This window comes from Actinoplanes sp. HUAS TT8 (genome assembly GCF_051380535.1).
GTDB lineage: Bacteria > Actinomycetota > Actinomycetes > Mycobacteriales > Micromonosporaceae > Actinoplanes.
This window is the reverse complement of sequence record NZ_CP195646.1, coordinates 4,265,685-4,283,786: the sequence shown is the minus strand read 5'-3', so window position 1 is coordinate 4,283,786 and position 18,102 is coordinate 4,265,685. Positions and strand designations below refer to the sequence as shown.

The following is an 18,102-nucleotide window of genomic DNA, read 5'->3' as shown; positions in this document are numbered from 1 at the left end:
AGGGCGATGATCATACGGGCCGCAGCGCGCGCTCGGTACGGGCCAGCCACGGGTGTGCTCCGGACCTCTCGAACGTCGCCGCGGCGGTGGCGAGGACCACCCTGGCCTCGGGGTTCCGGTTCGCACGGTGCAGCCATTGGCCGTACAGCAAATGGGTTCTGGCTGTTTGGAGCGGGAAGTCATCGGTGACCGCGCGGAGATAGTTGGCCTCCGGATCCTCGCCGAGGACGGCGCGCGCCCGGTGGACCAGGGCCCGCATCAGCGGCGAACCGGTCGCCTCGGCCAGGCGCTCGGCGTCGTCGACCACCGGGCGCACCGCCTCGGCCTGCCCGATGCCGGCCGCGGCCTCGGTCAGGTCGGCGACCGCGGCCATCGCGACGTCGGACTGGACGGCGGTGGCGCACAGGGCGTCGTAGGCCTCCGGCAGATCGCCCCGCGCCAGCGCGGACAGCCCGATCGCCCAGGCGCCCAGCGCGTCGATGTCGGCCCGGATCGGTTCCGCGGCCGAGACCGGACGGCCCTGCCAGGCGTGCGTGTAAGCGATCACCGCCTCGGCCAGGGCGGCGGCGATCAGCAGGTCACCGTCGCGGGCGGCCCGGCGCACCGACTCGGCCTCGGCCAGGGCCTCGTCCAGGCGGCCCCGGACACCGAGGGAGAAGGCCACCTCGGCCCGGACGGCGACCGAGTCGGCCAGTGCCCCGCCGGCCCGGAAGAACCGGTCGGCGGCCGAGAAGAAGTGCTCGACCAGGGTCCAGTCCTGCAGGGCCTGCGCGGCGCTGCCCAGACCGGAGACGAAGTCCATCGGGAGGGCGGCCGGGTCGGCGGCGTACGCGTGCACGAACGGCAGCACGTCCGGGGCGTACCGCTCGGGGGCCAGGACACACCGGGAGATCACCAGGTGCGGATCGTCGTCCGGTACGCCCAGCTCGTCGAGCGCCCGGCTGATCCGCTCCCGCACGTCCGGGCTCGTGGGCCGGCGCCGGCTCAGGTAGGCGGCCGAGCCCAGCAGGTGCAGGCCCATGGCCGGATGGCCCTCGGCGACCGTGCTGCGACCCTGGTCCAGCAGCTCCTCGGGTTCGCAGACCCGGACGCCGGAGTTGAGGTCGAGCGCGAACCGGACCATGGCCAGGTCCCCGCGGATCAGCGGGTCGGTGGTCACCTCGGTGCCCCGGGCCGCGAGCCGCCGGGCGTCCGCGGTCATCCCGGCCTGCCGGGCCGACTCGGCCGCCCGGAGCAGACGGCGGCCCTGCTGGTCGGGGTCGCGGGTGAGGGCGACGGCCCGTTCCAGCGCGCGCATGGCCGCCCCGTGCAGGCCGCGCAGGTTGTCGCCGGTGGCGGCGTCCTCCAGCTCCTGGGCCACCGCCTCGTCGTACCCGAAGGTCGCCGCGGCCCGATGCCAGGCCGCCTGGGACGGCTGATCCTTCGCGGTCAGCGCATCGGCCAGCGCCTGATGGGTCCGGACCCGCCGGTGCAGGCCGGCCGCGTCGTAGCAGGCCGACCGGATCAGCGGGTGCCGGAACGTCACGGTCGTCGGGGTGAGCGCGACCAGGCCGCACTTCTCGGCCTCGTCCAGGGCCTCGAAACCGAGGCCGAGCCGCTCGGCCGGATCGGTCAGCTCGGGGATGGACGACGAGTTGGCCGCGGCGGCCAGCAGCAACAGGTCCTGGGCGGCGGTGGAGAGCGCGGCCAGCTGCGTGGCGTAGCCGCGCTCCAGCCGCGCCCGCAGCGACGACACGGCCGGGTCGCGCCGGCCGCTGGCCGCCTCCCGGGCCAGCTCGATCAGGGCGAGCGGGTTGCCCTCGGCCTCGTCGAGCACCTGCCGCACCACGTGGTTGGCCATCCGCGGATGCCGCCGGACGACCAGCGCGCGGGCGTCGGACTCGGTCAACCGGTCCAGGGTGATCTCGTCCAGCCCGATCGTGGCCAGCGCGGTCGCCGCGTGCGGACGCCGGCCGACCAGCATGACGATCGGCGCGTCGGCCACCCGCTGGACCAGGAACGCGATCATGCTGATGGTCGGCTGGTCCATCCAGTGGGCGTCGTCCAGCACCATCATCAGCGGCTGCTCGGCGGCGAGCGCGGTCAGCAGGCCGTGCACCGCCTGGGAGAGCTGCAGGCGGTCGGGCGCGATCCGCGGCCCGAGGCCGAACACGCTGAACAGGACCTCGCGGTGCTCGACCGGCAGGATCTCGGCCCGATCGATGATCACCCGCAGCAGCTCGTGCAGCCCGGCCAGGCCGATCTGGGTCTCGCCCTCGACACCGGAGCAGGTCAGGACCCGGAAGCCGGCCTCCCGGGCGATCCCGGCGGCGGCCCGGATCAGCGCCGACTTGCCCACCCCGGTCTCGCCGGTGATCAGCATCGCGCCGCCGCGGCCCTCGGGCGCCCGGCCGATCAGTTCGGTGAGACGGGACAGCGGTCCCTCGCGGCCGATCATGGCGGAGACGGGGGACGGCGCTGGGCTCACCAAGGGAACCCTAGGGCGGCGAAAAACTGGGCGCGTACGTCACCTGACGGACGACCAACTGATCAAATCCGGCTCAATGCGGCGATATCTCTCCGGGCCGCTGCTGGAGACGACAACCCATTCGGCCGTACGTCATGAGCCGCGCCGACCGTGGCCGCCGCCCCGGCCGTGACGGGCGGTCCGGCGGGCGGTTCGGCGGGCGCAACACCGCGTCCCGTGCGGCCGCGACGTCGGGGCCGGGCGCGATGCCCAGCTCGTCGGCCAGCCGCCCGCGCAGCCGCTGGTAGGCCTGCAGCGCCCGGGCCTGCTGACCGGCGGCCGACAGCAGCCGGATCAGGCGCTCGTGCAGCGGCTCGTCGTACGGCGCCCGCTCGGCCACCTGCTCCACGACGTCGGCCAGCAGCTCGGCCCCGCCGTAGGTCAGCGCGGCGTCGGCCGCGTCCCGGGCGACCGCGGACAACTCCTGATCGAGCCGGGTGAAGACGGTGTCGGCCCGGACCTGCGGGTCGAGGCCTTCCCCGCCGGAGCCGGCCCAGAGGTGCAGCGCCCGGCGGTACAGACGGGCCGAGCCCGGACCGGTCGCCCGGGCCTCGCGGACCAGACTCCGGAAGCGCAGCAGATCGGAGCTGTCACCGTCCACGTCGAGCCGGTAACCGCCGGACGCCCGGACCAGCCAGCCACCGGCGTGCCGGGCCGGCAGCTCCGGCTCGATCATGCGGCGCAGCAGGCCGACATTGCGGTGGATCGCGTTCACCGCCGTCCGCGGCGGATCCTCACCCCACATGGTGTCGACCAGGTGCGACAGGCTCACGGCCTGCCCACCGTGCGCCAGCAGCAACGCGAGCAGCGCCCGCGCCTGCGGGGCGCCCAGATCGATCTCCCGGTCGTTGCTGAAGGCGCGTACCGGCCCCAGCACCGTGAACCAGATGTTGTTGCGTGACAACGGGTCCCCCTTCCACGTACCGCAGTCCGACCGAAGTATTCGGCGCGGCCGTGAGCTGGGCATCTGTCAAGCGACTACGTCGTCGACCGACCCGTTCGTCGATGACTTAGGGCGGGCGACGCTAAGGTCTGCCCATGCACGGTCGGGGGCGGGAACAAGCGGTACTCCATGGGCTGCTGGCGGACGCCGGTCAGCGGGGCAGTGCCCTGATCCTGCGGGGCCCGGCCGGGATCGGCAAGTCGACCCTCGTCGACGACGCCCGGGCGACCGCGCTGGAGTCCGGCTTCCGGGTGCTGACCTGCGCCGGCGTCCAGCGGGAGAGCAGCTCCGGCATGGCCGGCCTGCAACAGCTGCTGCACGTGGTGGTCGACCGGGCCGACCGGCTGCCCGAGCGGCAGCGGGCCGCCCTGCGCAGCGTGTTCGGCCTGGGCCCGGGCACCTCGCCCGACCCGCTGATGCTCTCGGTGGCGGTGCTCGGCCTGCTCGAGGACCTGGCCCAGGAGCAGCCGCTGCTGCTCATCGTCGAGGACCTGCAGTGGATGGACCAGCCCACGGTCAACCTGGTCGGCTTCGTCGGCCGCCGGGTCCGCGAGACGGCGATCGTCATGCTCGTCACCTGCCGCACCGAGGGGGCCGACCAGGTCACCGACCCGGGCCTGCCCGAACTGCCGGTCGGCCGGCTCACCGACGGCGACGCCGCCGACCTGCTGGCCGAGCTCAACCCGGGCCTGCGCCGGGAGGTCCGGGACCGGGTGCTCGACGAGGCCGAGGGCAACCCCCTGGCCCTGGTCGAGCTCTCCCGCGGCCTGATCGAACGCGGACTGCACGACACGGCCGGCCTGGCCACCCGGCTGCCGCTCAGCGCCCGCCTGGAGAACGTCTTCGCCGACCAGGTGGCCCGGCTGCCGCTGCCCGCCCAGGACCTGCTGCTGCTCGCCGCGGCCGGCAACGAGGCCACCCTGACCGAGCTCGGCAAGGCCGCCCGCATGATCGGCATCGACGCGCCCGAGCAGCGACTGCGTGAGGCCGAGGCGGCCGAGCTGGTCCGTCCGGCGGGCGACCGGCTGACGTTCCGGCACCCGCTGATCCGCTCGGCCATCTACGGCGCCGCCTCGTTCCCGCGCCGGATCGCCGCCCACCGGGCTCTGGCCGAGGTCTTCGCCGGTGATCCGGAACGGTCGGCCTGGCACCGTTCGGCCGGCACCGTCGGCCGGGACGAGTTCGTCGCCAAGGACCTGGAGTCCGCGGCCGACCTGGCCCGCACGCGCGGCGCCCTGGGCGGCGCGATGCGCTACCTGGAACGGGCGGCCGAGCTGTCCCCGTCCCCGCAGCAGGTGGCCCGCCGCCTGGCCCGGGCGGCCGACGCGGCCCGTCAGGGCGGCCTCCCGGACGCCGCGTTACGCCTGGTCGCGGCCGCCCGCAAGGTCGCCGATCCGCTCGTCGTCGCCGAGCTGACGGCCACCGAGTCGTACCTCGCGCTGTACGTCGGCAGTTCCGGGCCGGACGTCGACCAGCTGATCGACACCGCGCGCCGGGTCACGGCGGCCGACCGGGACCTGGCCGCCACCCTGTACCTGTTCGCCGGCATCCGCCTGCGGATGGAGTCGCCCGGGTCGGCGACCGCCGGGCGCGTCCTGGACGCGCTGCGCGAGCTCGGGTTCGCCGAGGGCGACGTGCGCACCACCATGGTGAACGCGTTCCTGGCCCCGGCCGAGCACGCCGATCGGCTGCTGACCGAGGTCCGGACCCTGGCCGGCGACCTGTCCGGGCTGCCCGCGCCGTGGACCAGCGGGCTCGCCACCAGCGCCGAGGCGCTCTACGACTACGTCCTGGCCGGCGCCTGCTGGACCGTCACGGTCGAGGGCTACCGGCGGGCCGGCGCCCTGGCCGACCTGGTCAGCGTCCGGCTCCAGCAGGCCCGCAACCTGCTCGTCCGCGGCCTGCTGGCCGACGCCGCCCTGGCCGCCGACGAGGGCCGGCGGCACGGCGAGGACCTCGGCCTGTCGGTGCTGGTGGCCAACGCCGGGCTGATCGCCGCCCACCTCGCGGCCTGGCGCGGCGAGACGGCACCGGTCGAACCGGTCCCGGCCGCCCGCGCCGACCTGCGGTTCCACCTGGACTGGGCCCGCGGGCTGGCCGCGCTCTCGGCCGGCCGGTACGCCGACGCGCTCGGCGACCTGCTGCGCGCGACCGCCCACCCCGACCTCGGCCCGCTCGCCGTGGCCGACCTGGCCGAGGCGGCGTATCTGGCCGGCGACACCGGCCCGGCCGTGGCGGTGGTGGCCGCGGTCGAGCAGCGGATGCGGCCGTTCCGGTCCGGCCTGCTGCGGATGCTGATCGAGCGCGCCCGGGGCCTGCTGGCCGGCGACGACGACCGGGCCGGCGAACACTTCCGGGCCGCCCTGGACGTGCCCGGTGCCGCCGCCGAGTTCCCCCTGCAGGTGGCCCGCACCCGCCTGGTCCACGGCGAGTGGCTGCGCCGCAAACGCCGCCCGGCCGCGTCCCGGGACGAGCTGGCCGCCGCCGCGGCCGCGTTCGACCTGGCCGGCGCCCACCCGTGGGCGGCCCGGGCCAAGGCCGAGCTGCGGGCCGCCGGGATCGTCGTCGACCAGTCGGCCCAGCGGTCCGGGGCGGCCCTGCTCACCGCCCAGGAACTGCAGATCGCCCGGCTCGCGGCCGAGGGCCGGACCAACAAGGAGATCGCCGACCAGCTGTTCATGTCGCACCGTACGGTCGGGGCCCACCTCTACCGGATCTTCCCGAAGCTGGGTATCACCAGCCGGGCCGCGCTGCCGGAGGCGCTCGCCGAACTTGCCTGATTCGGTACGGTCCTCCCCATGATCGGTCGTGAACGTGAGCTCGCCGAGCTCGTCGAGCTGCTGAACGCCGGCCGGACCGGCGAGGCGACCACCGTCGTCGTGCGCGGCGAGGCCGGCATCGGCAAGTCCACCCTGCTCGACGCCCTCGAACGCGCGGCCGTCGACATCGGATTCCAGACGTTCGTCAGCGTCGGCGTGCAGAGCGAGGCGTCGATCGGCATGGCCGGCCTGCACCAGCTGCTGCACGGCGCCTTCGACCGGGTCGACGCCCTGCCCCCGCAGCAGCGCGACGCCCTGCGCAGCGCGTTCGGTCTCGGCCCGGACGTCTCCCCGGACCGTCTCGTGCTCTCGGTCGCGGTGCTCAGCCTCCTCGAGGACCTGGCCGGCGACCGCCCGCTGCTGCTGGTGCTGGAGGACGTCCAGTGGCTCGACGAGCCCAGCCTCGGCATGATCGGTTTCGTGGCCCGGCGCCTGCGCGACGTGCCCGTCCTGATCGTCGCCAGCTGCCGCGACGAACCGCCGGCCCCGCTGAGCACGATGCGCCTGCCCGAGATGACCCTGGGCCGGCTGCCCGACGACGCCGCCGCCGAACTGCTCGGTTCGTCCAACCCGGCGCTCGACCCGGCCGCCCGGGCGATGGTCCTGGACGAGGCCGAGGGCAACCCCCTGGCCCTGATCGAGCTGGCCCGGGGCCTGGCCGGCCGCGACCCGGCCGAGGTGACCGGGGTCCACCCCCGGCTGCCGCTGTCCGAACGGCTCGAACGGGTCTTCGCCGGTCAGGTCGCCGGCCTGCCCGAACCGGCCCAGGACCTGCTGCTGATCGCGGCGGCGACCACCGGATCGCGGCTGGACGAGCTGACCGCGGTGGCCGGGCGCCTCGGGCTCGGCCTGGCCGACCTGGAACCGGCCGAGGAGGCCGGTCTGGTCCGGGCCACCGCGTCTGAGCTGCGGTTCCGTCACCCACTGGTCCGCTCGGCGGTCTACGAGGCGGCCAGCCGTCAGCGGCGGGTCGCCGTGCACGAGGCGGTGGCCGACATGCTCACCGCCAGTGGTGACCAGCCCGGCGCGGCCTGGCACCGGGCCGCCGCGGCGACCGGGGCCGACGAGGCGGTCGCGGCCGACCTCGACCGGGCGGCCGAGGCACTGACCGCCCGGGGCGACACCGGTGCCGCGACCCGGTCCTGGGCCCGGGCCGCGGACCTCTCCGAGAACGACGAGGACCGGGCCCGCCGGCTCGCCTTCGCCGCCGAGGCCGCCCGCATGGCCGGCCTGAACACGGCCGCGGTCCGGCTGGCGGCCACCGCGATCCACACCTCGGCCAACCCGATCGTCCTGGCCCGGGCCGCCCTGGCCGAGGAGGCCATCGGCATCACCAGCGGGTTCATCAGCCGCGACCCGCTGCAGATGAGCTCGATCGCCCGGCGGACGGCCGGCGTGGCCCCCGAGGCCGAGCTCCTGGCGCTGGCCCTGATGTACAGCACCGCCGTCTTCTGCGCCGCCTACGGCACCGGGCCGGACATCCGGCAGCGGATCGTCGAGGACCTCGACGCGATCGGCGACACGAACGAGGACCTGATGACGGCCGGCATCCGGGCCCTGCTCGACCCGGCCCGGTTCGGCCAGGCCGCGGTCGAGCGGTTGCGCGAGATACCGGCGGCGTTCCGCACCTCCCAGGAGGCGTCGAGCCTGGGCCTGGGCGTCGAACCGGCCCACGACTGGGTCCTCGCGGCCCGCTATCACGAGGTCGGGCTGACGCAGTCCCGGCAGCTGCGCACGGTCGGCGACGTCGCCACCAGCAGCGTCGTGCTCGGCCGGGCGCTGGCCGCGCAGGGCCGGCTGGCCGAGGCGCTGCCGATCGCCGAGGAAGGCTGCCGCATCACCGCCGACCTGGGGGAACACTTCCTCAGCGCGATCGGTGAGGCGGTCGTCGCGCACATCCACGCGTGGCGCGGGGACACCGAGGCGAGCACGGCGGCGCTGGCCCGCAGCCGGGCGCTGGGCTCGCCGACCCGCGTCGACATGACCGTGTGGCAGCGCTGGAGCCAGGGCCTGGTCGAACTGGGCGCCGGGCGGCACTGGAACGCGTACATCGAGCTGAACGCGGTCTGCGATATTCCCGACATGGGGTTGCTGGCGATCGCCGACCTGGCCGAGGCCGCCTGCCGGTCCGGGTACGCGACACAGTTCGGCGAGCGGCTGGCCGAGGTCAAGGAGCGGGCGGCCACGTTCACCAGCCCGCTGATCCGCATGCTGCTGCTGCGGGCGGACGGGCTGCTGGCCGAGGACGGTGAGCCCTTCTTCCGGGCGGCGCTCGCCCTGCCCGGCGGGCACGGATACCCGCTGCAGGTGGCCCGCACCCGCCTGGCCTACGGCGAATGGCTGCGCCGGCAGCGCCGCATCAACGAGGCCCGCATCGAGCTGACCGCCGCGGCCGACGTGTTCCGCGAGGCCGGCGCCCGGCCGTGGACGGCCCGGGCCGAGGCCGAGGCCCGCGCCTCCGGCGTCGCCGTGCCGGAGACCGCCGACGCCCCCCAGAACGCCGCCCTGACCGCGCAGGAGCTGCAGATCGCCCGGCTCGCGGCCGAGGGCCGGACCAACAAGGAGATCGCCGACCACCTGTTCCTGTCACACCGCACGGTCGGCGCCCACCTGTACCGCATCTTCCCCAAGCTCGGCATCAACGGCCGCGGGGCGCTGCGGGACGCGATCGCCGGACTGGCCTGACGCCCACTTTTTCCCCACAACCGCGTCCTAACGTCGGGTCGGCCCAACGAGAGGACTGAATATGCCGGAGAACGACAACGAACCGGTCGTCGTGCTGGTCCACGGCGCCTTCGCCGAGTCGGCGAGCTGGAACGGCGTCATCGAGCGCCTGTCGGCCCGCGGCGTGACCTCGGTGGCGGTCGCCAACCCGCTGCGTGACCTGGCCGGGGACGCCGATTACGTCCGCGACGTGATCACCTCCCTGGGACGGACGGTGGTCCTGGCCGGGCATTCCTACGGCGGTCAGGTGATCACGCAGGCGGCGGCCGGGAACCCGTACGTCGAAGCCCTGGTCTATGTCTCGGCCTTTGCCCCGGAAACGGGGGAGAGCGCGCTCGAACTGTCCGGGAAGTTCCCCGGGAGCACGCTGGGCGAGGCGGTCGTCCCGCGCCCGCTGAGCGTCGGCGGCGTCGAGCTGTCGATCGACGTCGCCAAGTTCGCCCAGCAGTTCGCGGCCGACGTCGAGCCGGGCGTGGCCGCGCTGATGGCGGCCACGCAGCGGCCGGTGGCCGAGCGCGCGCTGACCGCCGGTCTGGTCGGCGAGCCGGCCTGGCGCACCCTGCCCAGCTGGTTCGTCTGGGGCGACGCCGACCGCAACATCCCGGCGCCGGCACTGCGCTTCATGGCCGAACGCGCGCAGGGCCACGAGCTGCGGGAAATCCCCGGCGCCGGCCACGCGCTGACGGTCTCGCAGCCGGGCGCGGTCGCCGAGACGATCCTGGCGGCCGCCCTCAAGTACTGAAGATCAAAACCGATGTGCGCGTACGGCGTTCCGCCCCGGCCGTGGACACCCCCGGGTGACCTCCGGGCAGGCTCCCGCCCGGGGCGAGCGGCCGTCCGCTACAGTGCCGCCCGGAAGTGCCGATTGACGGTGCAGTGGCACCGGGCGCGCACCGAGGGGAAAGAACGTGACCACCGACCATCCCGAGCCGGAGATCTTCCGCGCAGGTGACCGGCAGGTCGCACGTCTGCACCCGCTGATCTTCACGACCCCCGAGCCGGAGATGCCGCACCACGTGCGGTCCGAGCTGAACACCTTCCTGATGGTGTACAAATTCGGTCTGGCCGAGATCGGCACGAAGATCAACATCCTGGCCGAGGAACTCGCCCACCGCGGCCGGGGCAACCCGATCGAGCACGTCAGCCCCCGCCTCAAGAGCCTGGCCAGCATCAACGCCAAGGCCCGCCGGATCGGCTGCCCGATGACCATGGACGACCTGCGGGCCCGCATCCGGGACATCGCCGGCATCCGGATCGTCTGCGGGTTCGTGCCCGACGTCTACACGGTCGCCCGGATGCTGACCCAGCAACCCGACATCCACCTGGTCACGACCAAGGACTACATCGCCCAGCCGAAACCCAACGGGTACCGCAGCCTGCACCTGATCGTCGAGATCCCGGTCTTCCTCTCCGACCAGGTCGTCGCCGTGCCGGTCGAGGTGCAGATCCGCACCGTGGCCATGGACTTCTGGGCCAGCCTGGAACACAAGATCTACTACAAGCACGACGCCGACGTCCCGGCCCCGCTGCGCGACGAACTGGCCGCGGCGGCCGAGGACGCGGCCCGCCTCGACGAGCGCATGGAACGCCTCCACCAGGAGATCCACGGCCCGAGGCACTAGCTCCAGTTGTAGTTGCGCTGCAGGATCATCGCCACCCGGGTGAACCGCTGCGGGTCGAGGATCGCGCCCTCGCGGCGGATACCGTCCTCCTCGACCTCCAGAACCCGGTCGAGCCGCAGCCAGCTCGGCCGGTTCTCCCGATCCCACTCGCCGGGGCCGAGGGCCAGCCAGTGCCGCTCGCCGTTACGGTCGTCCTGGCTGGAGAGCATCAGGCCGAGCAGGGTCCGGCCCTCCCGGCCGACCACCAGCACCGGACGGTCCTTGCCCCGGCCGTCGTCCTCCTCGTACTCCACCCAGGTCCAGACGATCTCGCCGGGATCCGCGTCACCGTCGATGTTCGGCGCGTAGACGATGTGCCGCCCGCGCTCCTCGGTGGGCACCTGCCGGGGCCCGCGTCGATTTTCCATCGGCGCACCTTAACGGATGTCGTAAGGTGGGCGGCAACGTCCACAGAGGAGGTAGATCGTGGCCGATTCAGGTCTGGACACCAGCCGTCCGCATCCGGCCCGGCGCTACGACTACTGGCTGGGCGGCAAGGACAACTTCGAGGCCGACCGGGAGTCCGCGCGGCAGATCGAGGCACGGATGCCGCTGGTCCGGCTGACCGTGCACGAGAACCGCTGGTTCCTGCACCGCGCCGTGCGTCACCTGGCCGGGCTGGGCATCCGCCAGTTCCTGGACATCGGCACCGGCATCCCCACCTCGCCGAACACGCACGAGCTGGCCCAGCTGGCCGACCCGACCGCCCGGGTCGTCTATGCCGACAACGACCCGCTGGTGCTGGCGCACGCCCGGGCGCTGCTCACCGGTGACCCCCGCGGGCGGACGGCCTACCTCGACGCGGACCTGCGCGATCCCGTACGGATCCTGGGCGACGAGGACCTGCGCCGGACGCTGGACCTGAACCAGCCGGTCGCGCTCATGCTCATCGCGATCCTGCACTTCGTCCGGGACGCCGAGGACCCGCGCGGCATCCTGGACACGCTGATCGACGCGCTGCCGGACGGGAGTTACGTGGTGGCCAGCCATGTGACGCTCGAATACATGACGCCGGAGGAGTTCAAGGCGGTCCGGGCGGTGGCCGAGGCGCAGTCCCAGGCACGGTCCGGGGTCGAGCTGGCCGAGCTTTTCGACCGTCCTGATCTCACGCCGGTCGGGCCGGGCGTGCAGTCGGTCTCCGAGTGGTGGGCCGACGAGGCGCCGAACCCGCGCCCGCGCGTGGAGGACGTCGCCTGCAACGGCTTCGTCGCCCGCGTGACCCGCTCCTGAGCTCGTTGTCCGCTCGACGCGCCCGCGAGCCCGCCGTCTCGTCGGCCGGTGAGTTCGTAGAAAGCTCACCGTCAGGAGGAACCATCATGCGTACGCCCGAGGAAACCGTCCGTGCCGTGGCCGCCGGGGTCTGCCGCCTCATGCGTGGTGGGCTCACCGATGCCGAGGAGGCGGCGCTCTTCGACGAGCTGGCCGCCTGCTACGCCGAGCACACCGACGTGCGTCACCCGTTCCAGCCGCTCGGCGACACACCGCTGCTCAGCCGGGCCGCCTTGCGGGAGCACTTCTCGGCCGGGGGCCGGCCCGCCGGGGTGGAACGCTACGACGTCGTCGACGATCACGTGTTCACCACGCCCGACCCCGAGGTGGTGATCTTCGAGTTCTCGTACGCCGGGGTGGTCGACGGCCGGGCCTTCACGCTGCCGTGCATCTTCGTGGTCCGGGTCCGCGACGGGGTGATCGTCGAGTCCCGCGACTACGTGCACCACGTGGCCGGCGCCCGCGCCTTCGGCCGCCTGCCCGCCCTGGCCGCCGCGCTGGCCGCGACCGAGATCGCGCCCTGACCGCGGTCCAGGAGCGTCGCGCCCCGGCTCAGAAACAGGAGCGTCGCGCCCCGGCTCAGAAACAGGAGCGTCGCGCCCCGGCTCAGAAACAGGAGCGTCGCGCCCCGGCTCAGAAACAGGAGCGTCGCGCCCCGGCTCAGAAATGGGAGCGTCCGGCCTCGCCGCCCGGCCGGGTGCCGGGCGAGGCGCGCGGCGAGCGGTGTCAGGAGTTCAGAGCGGTGGCGAGCTCGCTGCGGGCGGTGACACCGAGCTTCGGGAAGATGCGGTAGAGATGACTGCTCACCGTGCGCGGCGACAGGAACAGGCGCTGGGCGATCTCCTTGTTGGTCAGCCCGAGCGCGGCCAGCTCGGCGATCTCGCTCTCCTGCGCGGTCAGCGCCTCCCGTCCGGGCCGCCGGACCGACTCGCCGGTGGCGCGTAACTCCTGACGGGCGCGGTCGGCCCACGCGTCGGCGCCGTGCGCGTCGAACAGGCTGGCCGCCGCGCGCAGGTACGGGCGGGCTTCGGCGTGCTGACGATCGCGGCGCAGGCTCACCCCGTACGCGAAATCGGCTCTTGCCTTGTCGAAGGGGTGCGCGGGCAGCACCTCGGCGACCTCGCCGGGCGCGTGACCGGCCGGGGATTCGTGCAGCCGCAGCTGCACGCGGGCGGCGTAAAGGCCGCGCGCCAGGGCCGGTGAGCAGCGGGTTTCCGCCTCCTCGTCCAGTTCGGCGAGCAGCTCGGCGAGTTCCGTGGTGCGTCCGGCGAGCACCGCGGCCTCGGTGAGCGAGCCGATGGCCCAGAAGCGGACCGTCGGGTGGAACGCGATGTCGCCCCGGTCGAACATCCGCCGCAGGTGATCGAAAGCGGCCACGCCGTTGCCGACGGCGAGCGCCGCGGTACCGCGCACGAGCTGGCACAGCCCGATCAGGTGCGCGCCGTTGGGCAGCAGTTCACGCACCGCGGTGTCCACGGCCGTCTCGGCCGCCGGCTGGTCGCCGCGCAGCGCCGCGACCATGCCCCGGGCCAGCCGGGCCAGGATCGCCCAGCGGGGCTGCGCGGTCCGCTCGGCCAGCGTGATCGCTTCGCTCGCGGCCCGCTCGATCGCGTGCGCGTCGGCCCGGAAGACGCCGATCCAGGCCTCGGTGACCAGCGCCTGGGTGAGCCGGCCGAGCCGCTGCCGGTCGCGGCAGCGGGCGATCGCCCCGGCGATCAGTGTCCGGGCCGGCGCGACGGCGCCGACCGCGAGGGCGCCCCAGGCCAGCATGGTCTGCTCGGCCGCGTCGACCGGCGCGGTGGACAGGAACCGGGGCAGCGCGGCGAGCACCTCCTTGCCGTGCTCCAGCGGTGCGACCAGGGCCAGCAGGGCGACCGCGCGGGCCTCGGGCACGCTGTCGCGCCGGGCCAGATCGGTCATCGCGGCGCGGACCTCGGCCTCCAGCGGCGTGACGAACAGCTGCACCACGATCTCGCCCAGAATGTCGAACGCCCCGCCGCTGACCTGCGCGAACGCGAGCAGTCGGGCATTGGTGACTTCGAGGTCGGCCCCGGCCCCGCCGTCGTGCCAGTTCAGCCAGAGCCGATCCCGATCGGTCAGCCGGTCTCGGTCGATCATGTCCCGTACGGCCTCGGCCACCCCGGCATCGTCGGCGCACACCGCGGCCCGGAAGAGGTAGCGGGCCGGATCCGCGGCGAGAGCGGCCGCGCGTTTCCAGGTGACGAGCGCGGCCCGGGTGTCACCGCGCCGCTCCTGCTGCCGGGCGGCCCACTCCAGGGCGTGGGCGTGCGCCTCGTCCGGCCCGCAGGTCAGCCGCCGCGGGCCGTCGCCCAGCCCGAACAGCAGCGACGACCGGGTCAGGCGCCGCCCGGCGAACGTCAGGACCTGCCAGGTCGGTTCGTCGAGCCACTGCGCGTCGCCGGCGATCAGCAGGGTGGACGGTTCGATCAGGTCGACGACGGCCAGCGCGACCCGGTAGGCCCGCCGGTCGGTGGTGTCACCGGCGAGCACCTGGTCGATCGTGCGGTGGGCGGAACCGGTCACCAGCGGGCGCAGGAGCCGTTCCAGGGCCGCGTACGGCACGTCGGCCTCGGCGGGCACCCCGGTCACCCGGAGCACGCGCCACCCGCGATCTGTCGCCTCGGCCGCGGCCCGGTCCAGCAGGGTGGCGTGGTCGTCCCCGGTGACGGTCAGTGCTCGGCCGGGCTCCTCCAGGAGCGTGGCCGGCCAGGTCTCAGGGGGCGGTTCCGCTGTCACCCGCGGAAAGCTACCGGGAACTCGTTACCGGCATGATGCGGGATCCGTCACGTGACTGCGGGATGACCCAAACGGCGTCCGCGGTGCCCGGATTTCCTCAAGATCGACATAGGGTAGCGGCATGACCAGGGCGATTCTTCTTGACGGCTACGGAACTCCGGACGTGCTGCGACTCGGCGAGACCGAGGTCCTCGAACCGGGCGCCGGGCAGATCCGGGTCGCGGTCCGGTTCGCCGGTGTCGGCCCGACCGACGTCGCGATCCGCTCCGGCCGGCTGGCCGCCCGGTTCCCCGGCAAGGTCCTCGGCTTCGAGGCGGCCGGGACGGTCGAGAGCGTCGGCGCCGACGTCACCGACGTGACCGTGGGTGACGAGGTGGCGGTCTTCCTACCCGATCTCGGCGGCTACGCCGAACTGGTCGTCGCCGACCACTGGGTGCCGAAGCCGCCCGCCCTGTCGTGGGCCGACGCCGCCGCGCTGCCGGCCTCCGGCGAGGCCGCGGTCCGCGTGCTCGACCAGCTCGCGGTGACGGCCGGGGAGACGGTGCTGCTGCTGGGCGCGGCCGGGTCGGTCGGGACGATCGCGACCCAGCTCGCCGTGGCCCGGGGCGCGACGGTGATCGCGGCCGTCCGCCCGGACGACTTCGCGCTGGCGTCGAGCCTCGGCGCGACACCGGTCGACTACCGGACCGTGCCGGGGCATCGCGTCGACGCGGTCTTCGACGCCTCCGGGCGCAGCGACCTGCCCCGGATGATCGAGCTGGCCGGCGGGCCCGAGCGGGTGATCACGCTGTCCGACCCGCACGGTCCGGGGTTGGGCGTGAAACTCTCCGAGGTGGTTCCGTCGCAGGTCAAGGCCGCTCTGGCGACGGTCGTGGGCGCCGGGCTCACGCTTCAGGGGCGGACCGTGGCGCCGCTGGCCGACGCCGCTCGCGTGCACGCGCTCCTGGAGAGCGGCTCCGCCCGTACCAAATTTGTGTTGGAAGCTTGATGATCTTAAATGTGAAGATGATCTTGGCCGGCTTCCACCACATGACCCACCCCACCGAGGGGAAGCCCCCGCTGACAGTGTGGCCGGATTTTCCAAGATCGTGCGGGTGGTCTGTGGACAGGGCGTCGGTGTGGAAAACCTAGTGCGGAATCGCGCGTAGGGCGAAGTCGACCGTGGCGTGCAGTGCGGCCCGGTCGACGCCCGCGGCAGCGTGGACCGCGTTGCCCTCGCTGACCACCATCACGTAGCGGGCCAGGGCGACCGGATCGGTCCCGGCCGGCAGATCGTTCTCGGTCACCGCCTGGGTGAGGCGCTCGGCCAGGGCGGCTTCCCCGGCGAGCCGGCTCGCGGCCAGGAACTGGGCGATGTGCCCGTTGTCGCTGCCGCAGGCGAGCCCGCCCTGGATGGACAGGCATCCGGCCGGGCGATCGGTTCTGGTCAGTGCGTCGGCGTTGGCTCGGAGAAAGGCTTCGATCACCGTGTACGCGGTGGGCCGGGTCATCGCCTCGCGCACGTAGGCCATGTCGATCTCGGCGTAGCGCGCGACGGCCCGCCGGAACAGCTCGTCCTTGTTGCCGTAGGCGGCGTACATGCTGGTGCGGTTGATGCCCATCGCCCCGGTGAGGTCGCTCAGCGACGCGCCCTCGTAGCCGTGCCGCCAGAACACCTCGACGGCCCGGTCCAGGGCCGCGTCGGCGTCGAAGCCCCGGGGCCGTCCGCGTTCCTTGGTGGTCATCGCGTTGCCTCCCCGTCGTCGTGACGCACCTCATCTTAACCGATCGGTACAGAAATAAGTTCCCGCGTGCTAGCGTTTCGTCATTCGGTACCGAGCGGTACAGAAATGGGGTCGGGATCATGGAGACTCTGGGACGCGTAGGCGTCTGGAGCATGGAGTTACGCGGCGCCGGGCGGCCGCGGGTGCGCGACGCCGCGGCCGAGCTGGACGCGCTCGGATGGCGGACGATCTGGCTGCCCGGCCTGGACGGGACCGGCGTCCTCGACGACGTCGACCACCTTCTGGTCGCCGCGCCGAACAGCCAGGTGGTCACCGGTGTCCTCAACATCTGGGGGCAGCCGGCGTCGACGCTGGGCCCGTGGGCCGCGGCCCGGCAGGACCGGGTCGTGCTGGGCCTGGGCATCGGCAGTCCGGCCGGGGCGGCCGCGCACGGGCTGGACTACGGCAAGCCGGTCGAGTCGATGCGGCACTACCTGGACGAGGTCGGTCCGGGGCGGCAGCTGCTCGGGGCGCTCGGGCCGAAGATGGTCGAGCTGGCGGTCGCCCGGACCGCCGGATGGCATCCGTTCCTGGTGACACCGGACTACGTGTCGGCCCACCGGGAGATCGTCGGCCCGAAGCCGCTCATCGCGCCGCACCAGGCCGTCTTTCTCGGCACCGACGTGGCCGAGGCCCGGGCGGCGGCCCGCGCCGGCATCGGGATGTTCCTCGGCTTCCCGACCTATCGCAACAACCTGAAACGGCTCGGGTTCACCGACGACGACCTGGCCGGCGGTGGCAGCGACCGGATCATCGACGCGCTCGTCGCGCACGGCACGGCCGAGGACATCCAGCGGCGGGTGCGCGAACACCTCGACGCGGGGGCCGACCACGTCGCCGTACACGTCCTCGGATCTTCTGCACTTCCCCTCGCGCAGTGGCGTGAGCTGGCGTTTCTTTCGAAGGAGAACTGACATGACCAAGACCGCACTCGTCACCGGTGGCACCTCCGGCATCGGCCTGGCCGCCGCTCGCCGGCTCGCCGCCGACGGCTTCCACGTCTTCGTCACCGGCCGCAGCCAGGAGACGCTCGACCAGGCCGTGGCCTCGATCGGCGCCCACGCCCAGGGCATCCGCGCCGATGTGGCGAACATCGACGATCTGGTACGGGTGGCCGACGAGATCCGCCGTCGCGGCGACGGGCTCGACGTGCTGTTCGCCAACGCGGGTGGCGGCGAGTTCGCGGCGCTCGGTGACATCACCTGGCAGCACTACGCGGACACGTTCAACACCAACGTGGGCGGCACGCTGTTCACCGTGCAGACCGTGCTGCCGCTGCTCAACCGTGGTGCGTCGGTGATCATCACCAGCTCCAACATCGACGTGAAGGGCGCCGCGTCGTTCAGCGTCTACGCCGCCAGCAAGGCCGCGCTGCGCTCGTTCACCCGCAGCTGGGCGGCCGAGCTGGTCGGCCGCGAGATCCGCGTCAACAGCATCGCTCCCGGCCCGATCGAGACGCCCGGCCTCAGCGGCCTGGCCCCCGACCCGGCCTCGGCCGAGCAGCTGCTCAAGGGCCTGGCCAGCGGTGTCCCGATGAACCGCCTGGGCAAGCCGTCGGAGATCGCGGACGTGGTCGCGTTCCTGGCCTCGGACGCCAGCTCGTTCATGACCGGCGCCGAGATCTACGTGGACGGCGGCGCCAGCCAGGTCTGACCCGGAG

14 protein-coding genes are annotated in these 18,102 nt (G+C 73.5%); 9 read left to right on the top strand and 5 right to left on the bottom strand.

The window, feature by feature from the left end:
* Nucleotides 1–10: 10 nt before the first annotated feature.
* Both ACSHV8_RS19295 and ACSHV8_RS19290 read right to left on the bottom strand, forming a co-directional pair.
* Entirely contained in the window at nucleotides 11–2,467 is a 2,457-nt protein-coding gene (locus ACSHV8_RS19295) for an ATP-binding protein (RefSeq protein WP_436535005.1), read from the bottom strand.
* A gap of 73 nt (nucleotides 2,468–2,540) precedes the next feature.
* Nucleotides 2,541–3,410: an AfsR/SARP family transcriptional regulator gene (locus ACSHV8_RS19290; protein WP_436535003.1), complete on the bottom strand. Its 870-nt coding sequence runs from the start codon at nucleotides 3,408–3,410 to the stop codon at nucleotides 2,541–2,543.
* Nucleotides 3,411–3,544: 134 nt separating this feature from the next.
* Here ACSHV8_RS19290 and ACSHV8_RS19285 point away from each other — a divergent pair, with 134 nt between their 5' ends.
* From ACSHV8_RS19285 to ACSHV8_RS19270, 4 genes are all read left to right on the top strand, one after another.
* Nucleotides 3,545–6,229 (top strand): AAA family ATPase, encoded by a 2,685-nt coding sequence (locus ACSHV8_RS19285; RefSeq protein WP_436535001.1) that lies wholly within the window; start codon nucleotides 3,545–3,547, stop codon nucleotides 6,227–6,229.
* A gap of 18 nt (nucleotides 6,230–6,247) precedes the next feature.
* The gene (locus ACSHV8_RS19280; RefSeq protein ID WP_436534999.1) at nucleotides 6,248–8,953 is read left to right on the top strand and encodes a helix-turn-helix transcriptional regulator; all 2,706 of its coding nucleotides are present in this window, start codon (nucleotides 6,248–6,250) and stop codon (nucleotides 8,951–8,953) included.
* A 61-nt stretch (nucleotides 8,954–9,014) separates the two neighbouring features.
* Nucleotides 9,015–9,734: an alpha/beta fold hydrolase gene (locus ACSHV8_RS19275; protein ID WP_436534997.1), complete on the top strand. Its 720-nt coding sequence runs from the start codon at nucleotides 9,015–9,017 to the stop codon at nucleotides 9,732–9,734.
* 166 nt (nucleotides 9,735–9,900) lie between these two features.
* Nucleotides 9,901–10,614, top strand: a complete 714-nt coding sequence (locus ACSHV8_RS19270) for a GTP pyrophosphokinase (protein WP_436534995.1) — start codon at nucleotides 9,901–9,903, stop codon at nucleotides 10,612–10,614.
* Here ACSHV8_RS19270 and ACSHV8_RS19265 read toward each other — a convergent pair.
* Complete coding sequence (locus ACSHV8_RS19265) at nucleotides 10,611–11,021, bottom strand: type II toxin-antitoxin system PemK/MazF family toxin (protein ID WP_436534994.1); 411 nt, start codon at nucleotides 11,019–11,021, stop codon at nucleotides 10,611–10,613. The two genes, ACSHV8_RS19270 and ACSHV8_RS19265, sit on opposite strands and share 4 nt — an antisense overlap.
* Before the next feature lie 58 nt (nucleotides 11,022–11,079).
* Between ACSHV8_RS19265 and ACSHV8_RS19260 the strand changes: the two genes are divergently transcribed.
* Both ACSHV8_RS19260 and ACSHV8_RS19255 read left to right on the top strand, forming a co-directional pair.
* Nucleotides 11,080–11,883 carry an SAM-dependent methyltransferase gene (locus ACSHV8_RS19260; RefSeq protein WP_436534992.1) on the top strand — a complete coding sequence of 268 codons (804 nt, stop codon included), beginning with the start codon at nucleotides 11,080–11,082 and terminating at the stop codon, nucleotides 11,881–11,883.
* A gap of 86 nt (nucleotides 11,884–11,969) precedes the next feature.
* Nucleotides 11,970–12,446, top strand: coding sequence for a nuclear transport factor 2 family protein (locus ACSHV8_RS19255; protein ID WP_436534991.1), 477 nt, complete (start codon nucleotides 11,970–11,972; stop codon nucleotides 12,444–12,446).
* 202 nt (nucleotides 12,447–12,648) lie between these two features.
* Here the strand turns inward: ACSHV8_RS19255 and ACSHV8_RS19250 are convergent, their stop codons facing one another.
* Nucleotides 12,649–14,679, bottom strand: coding sequence for a LuxR C-terminal-related transcriptional regulator (locus tag ACSHV8_RS19250; protein WP_436534989.1), 2,031 nt, complete (start codon nucleotides 14,677–14,679; stop codon nucleotides 12,649–12,651).
* A gap of 121 nt (nucleotides 14,680–14,800) precedes the next feature.
* Between ACSHV8_RS19250 and ACSHV8_RS19245 the strand changes: the two genes are divergently transcribed.
* Nucleotides 14,801–15,667: an NADP-dependent oxidoreductase gene (locus tag ACSHV8_RS19245; protein WP_436534987.1), complete on the top strand. Its 867-nt coding sequence runs from the start codon at nucleotides 14,801–14,803 to the stop codon at nucleotides 15,665–15,667.
* 139 nt (nucleotides 15,668–15,806) lie between these two features.
* On the opposite strand, the gene ACSHV8_RS19240 is transcribed toward ACSHV8_RS19245, so the two are convergent.
* Entirely contained in the window at nucleotides 15,807–16,403 is a 597-nt protein-coding gene (locus ACSHV8_RS19240) for a TetR/AcrR family transcriptional regulator (RefSeq protein WP_436534985.1), read from the bottom strand.
* 119 nt (nucleotides 16,404–16,522) lie between these two features.
* Here ACSHV8_RS19240 and ACSHV8_RS19235 point away from each other — a divergent pair, with 119 nt between their 5' ends.
* Both ACSHV8_RS19235 and ACSHV8_RS19230 read left to right on the top strand, forming a co-directional pair.
* Nucleotides 16,523–17,356, top strand: a complete 834-nt coding sequence (locus tag ACSHV8_RS19235) for a TIGR03620 family F420-dependent LLM class oxidoreductase (protein ID WP_436534983.1) — start codon at nucleotides 16,523–16,525, stop codon at nucleotides 17,354–17,356.
* A gap of 1 nt (nucleotide 17,357) precedes the next feature.
* Nucleotides 17,358–18,095, top strand: coding sequence for an SDR family NAD(P)-dependent oxidoreductase (locus tag ACSHV8_RS19230; protein WP_436534982.1), 738 nt, complete (start codon nucleotides 17,358–17,360; stop codon nucleotides 18,093–18,095).
* Nucleotides 18,096–18,102 lie beyond the last annotated feature (7 nt).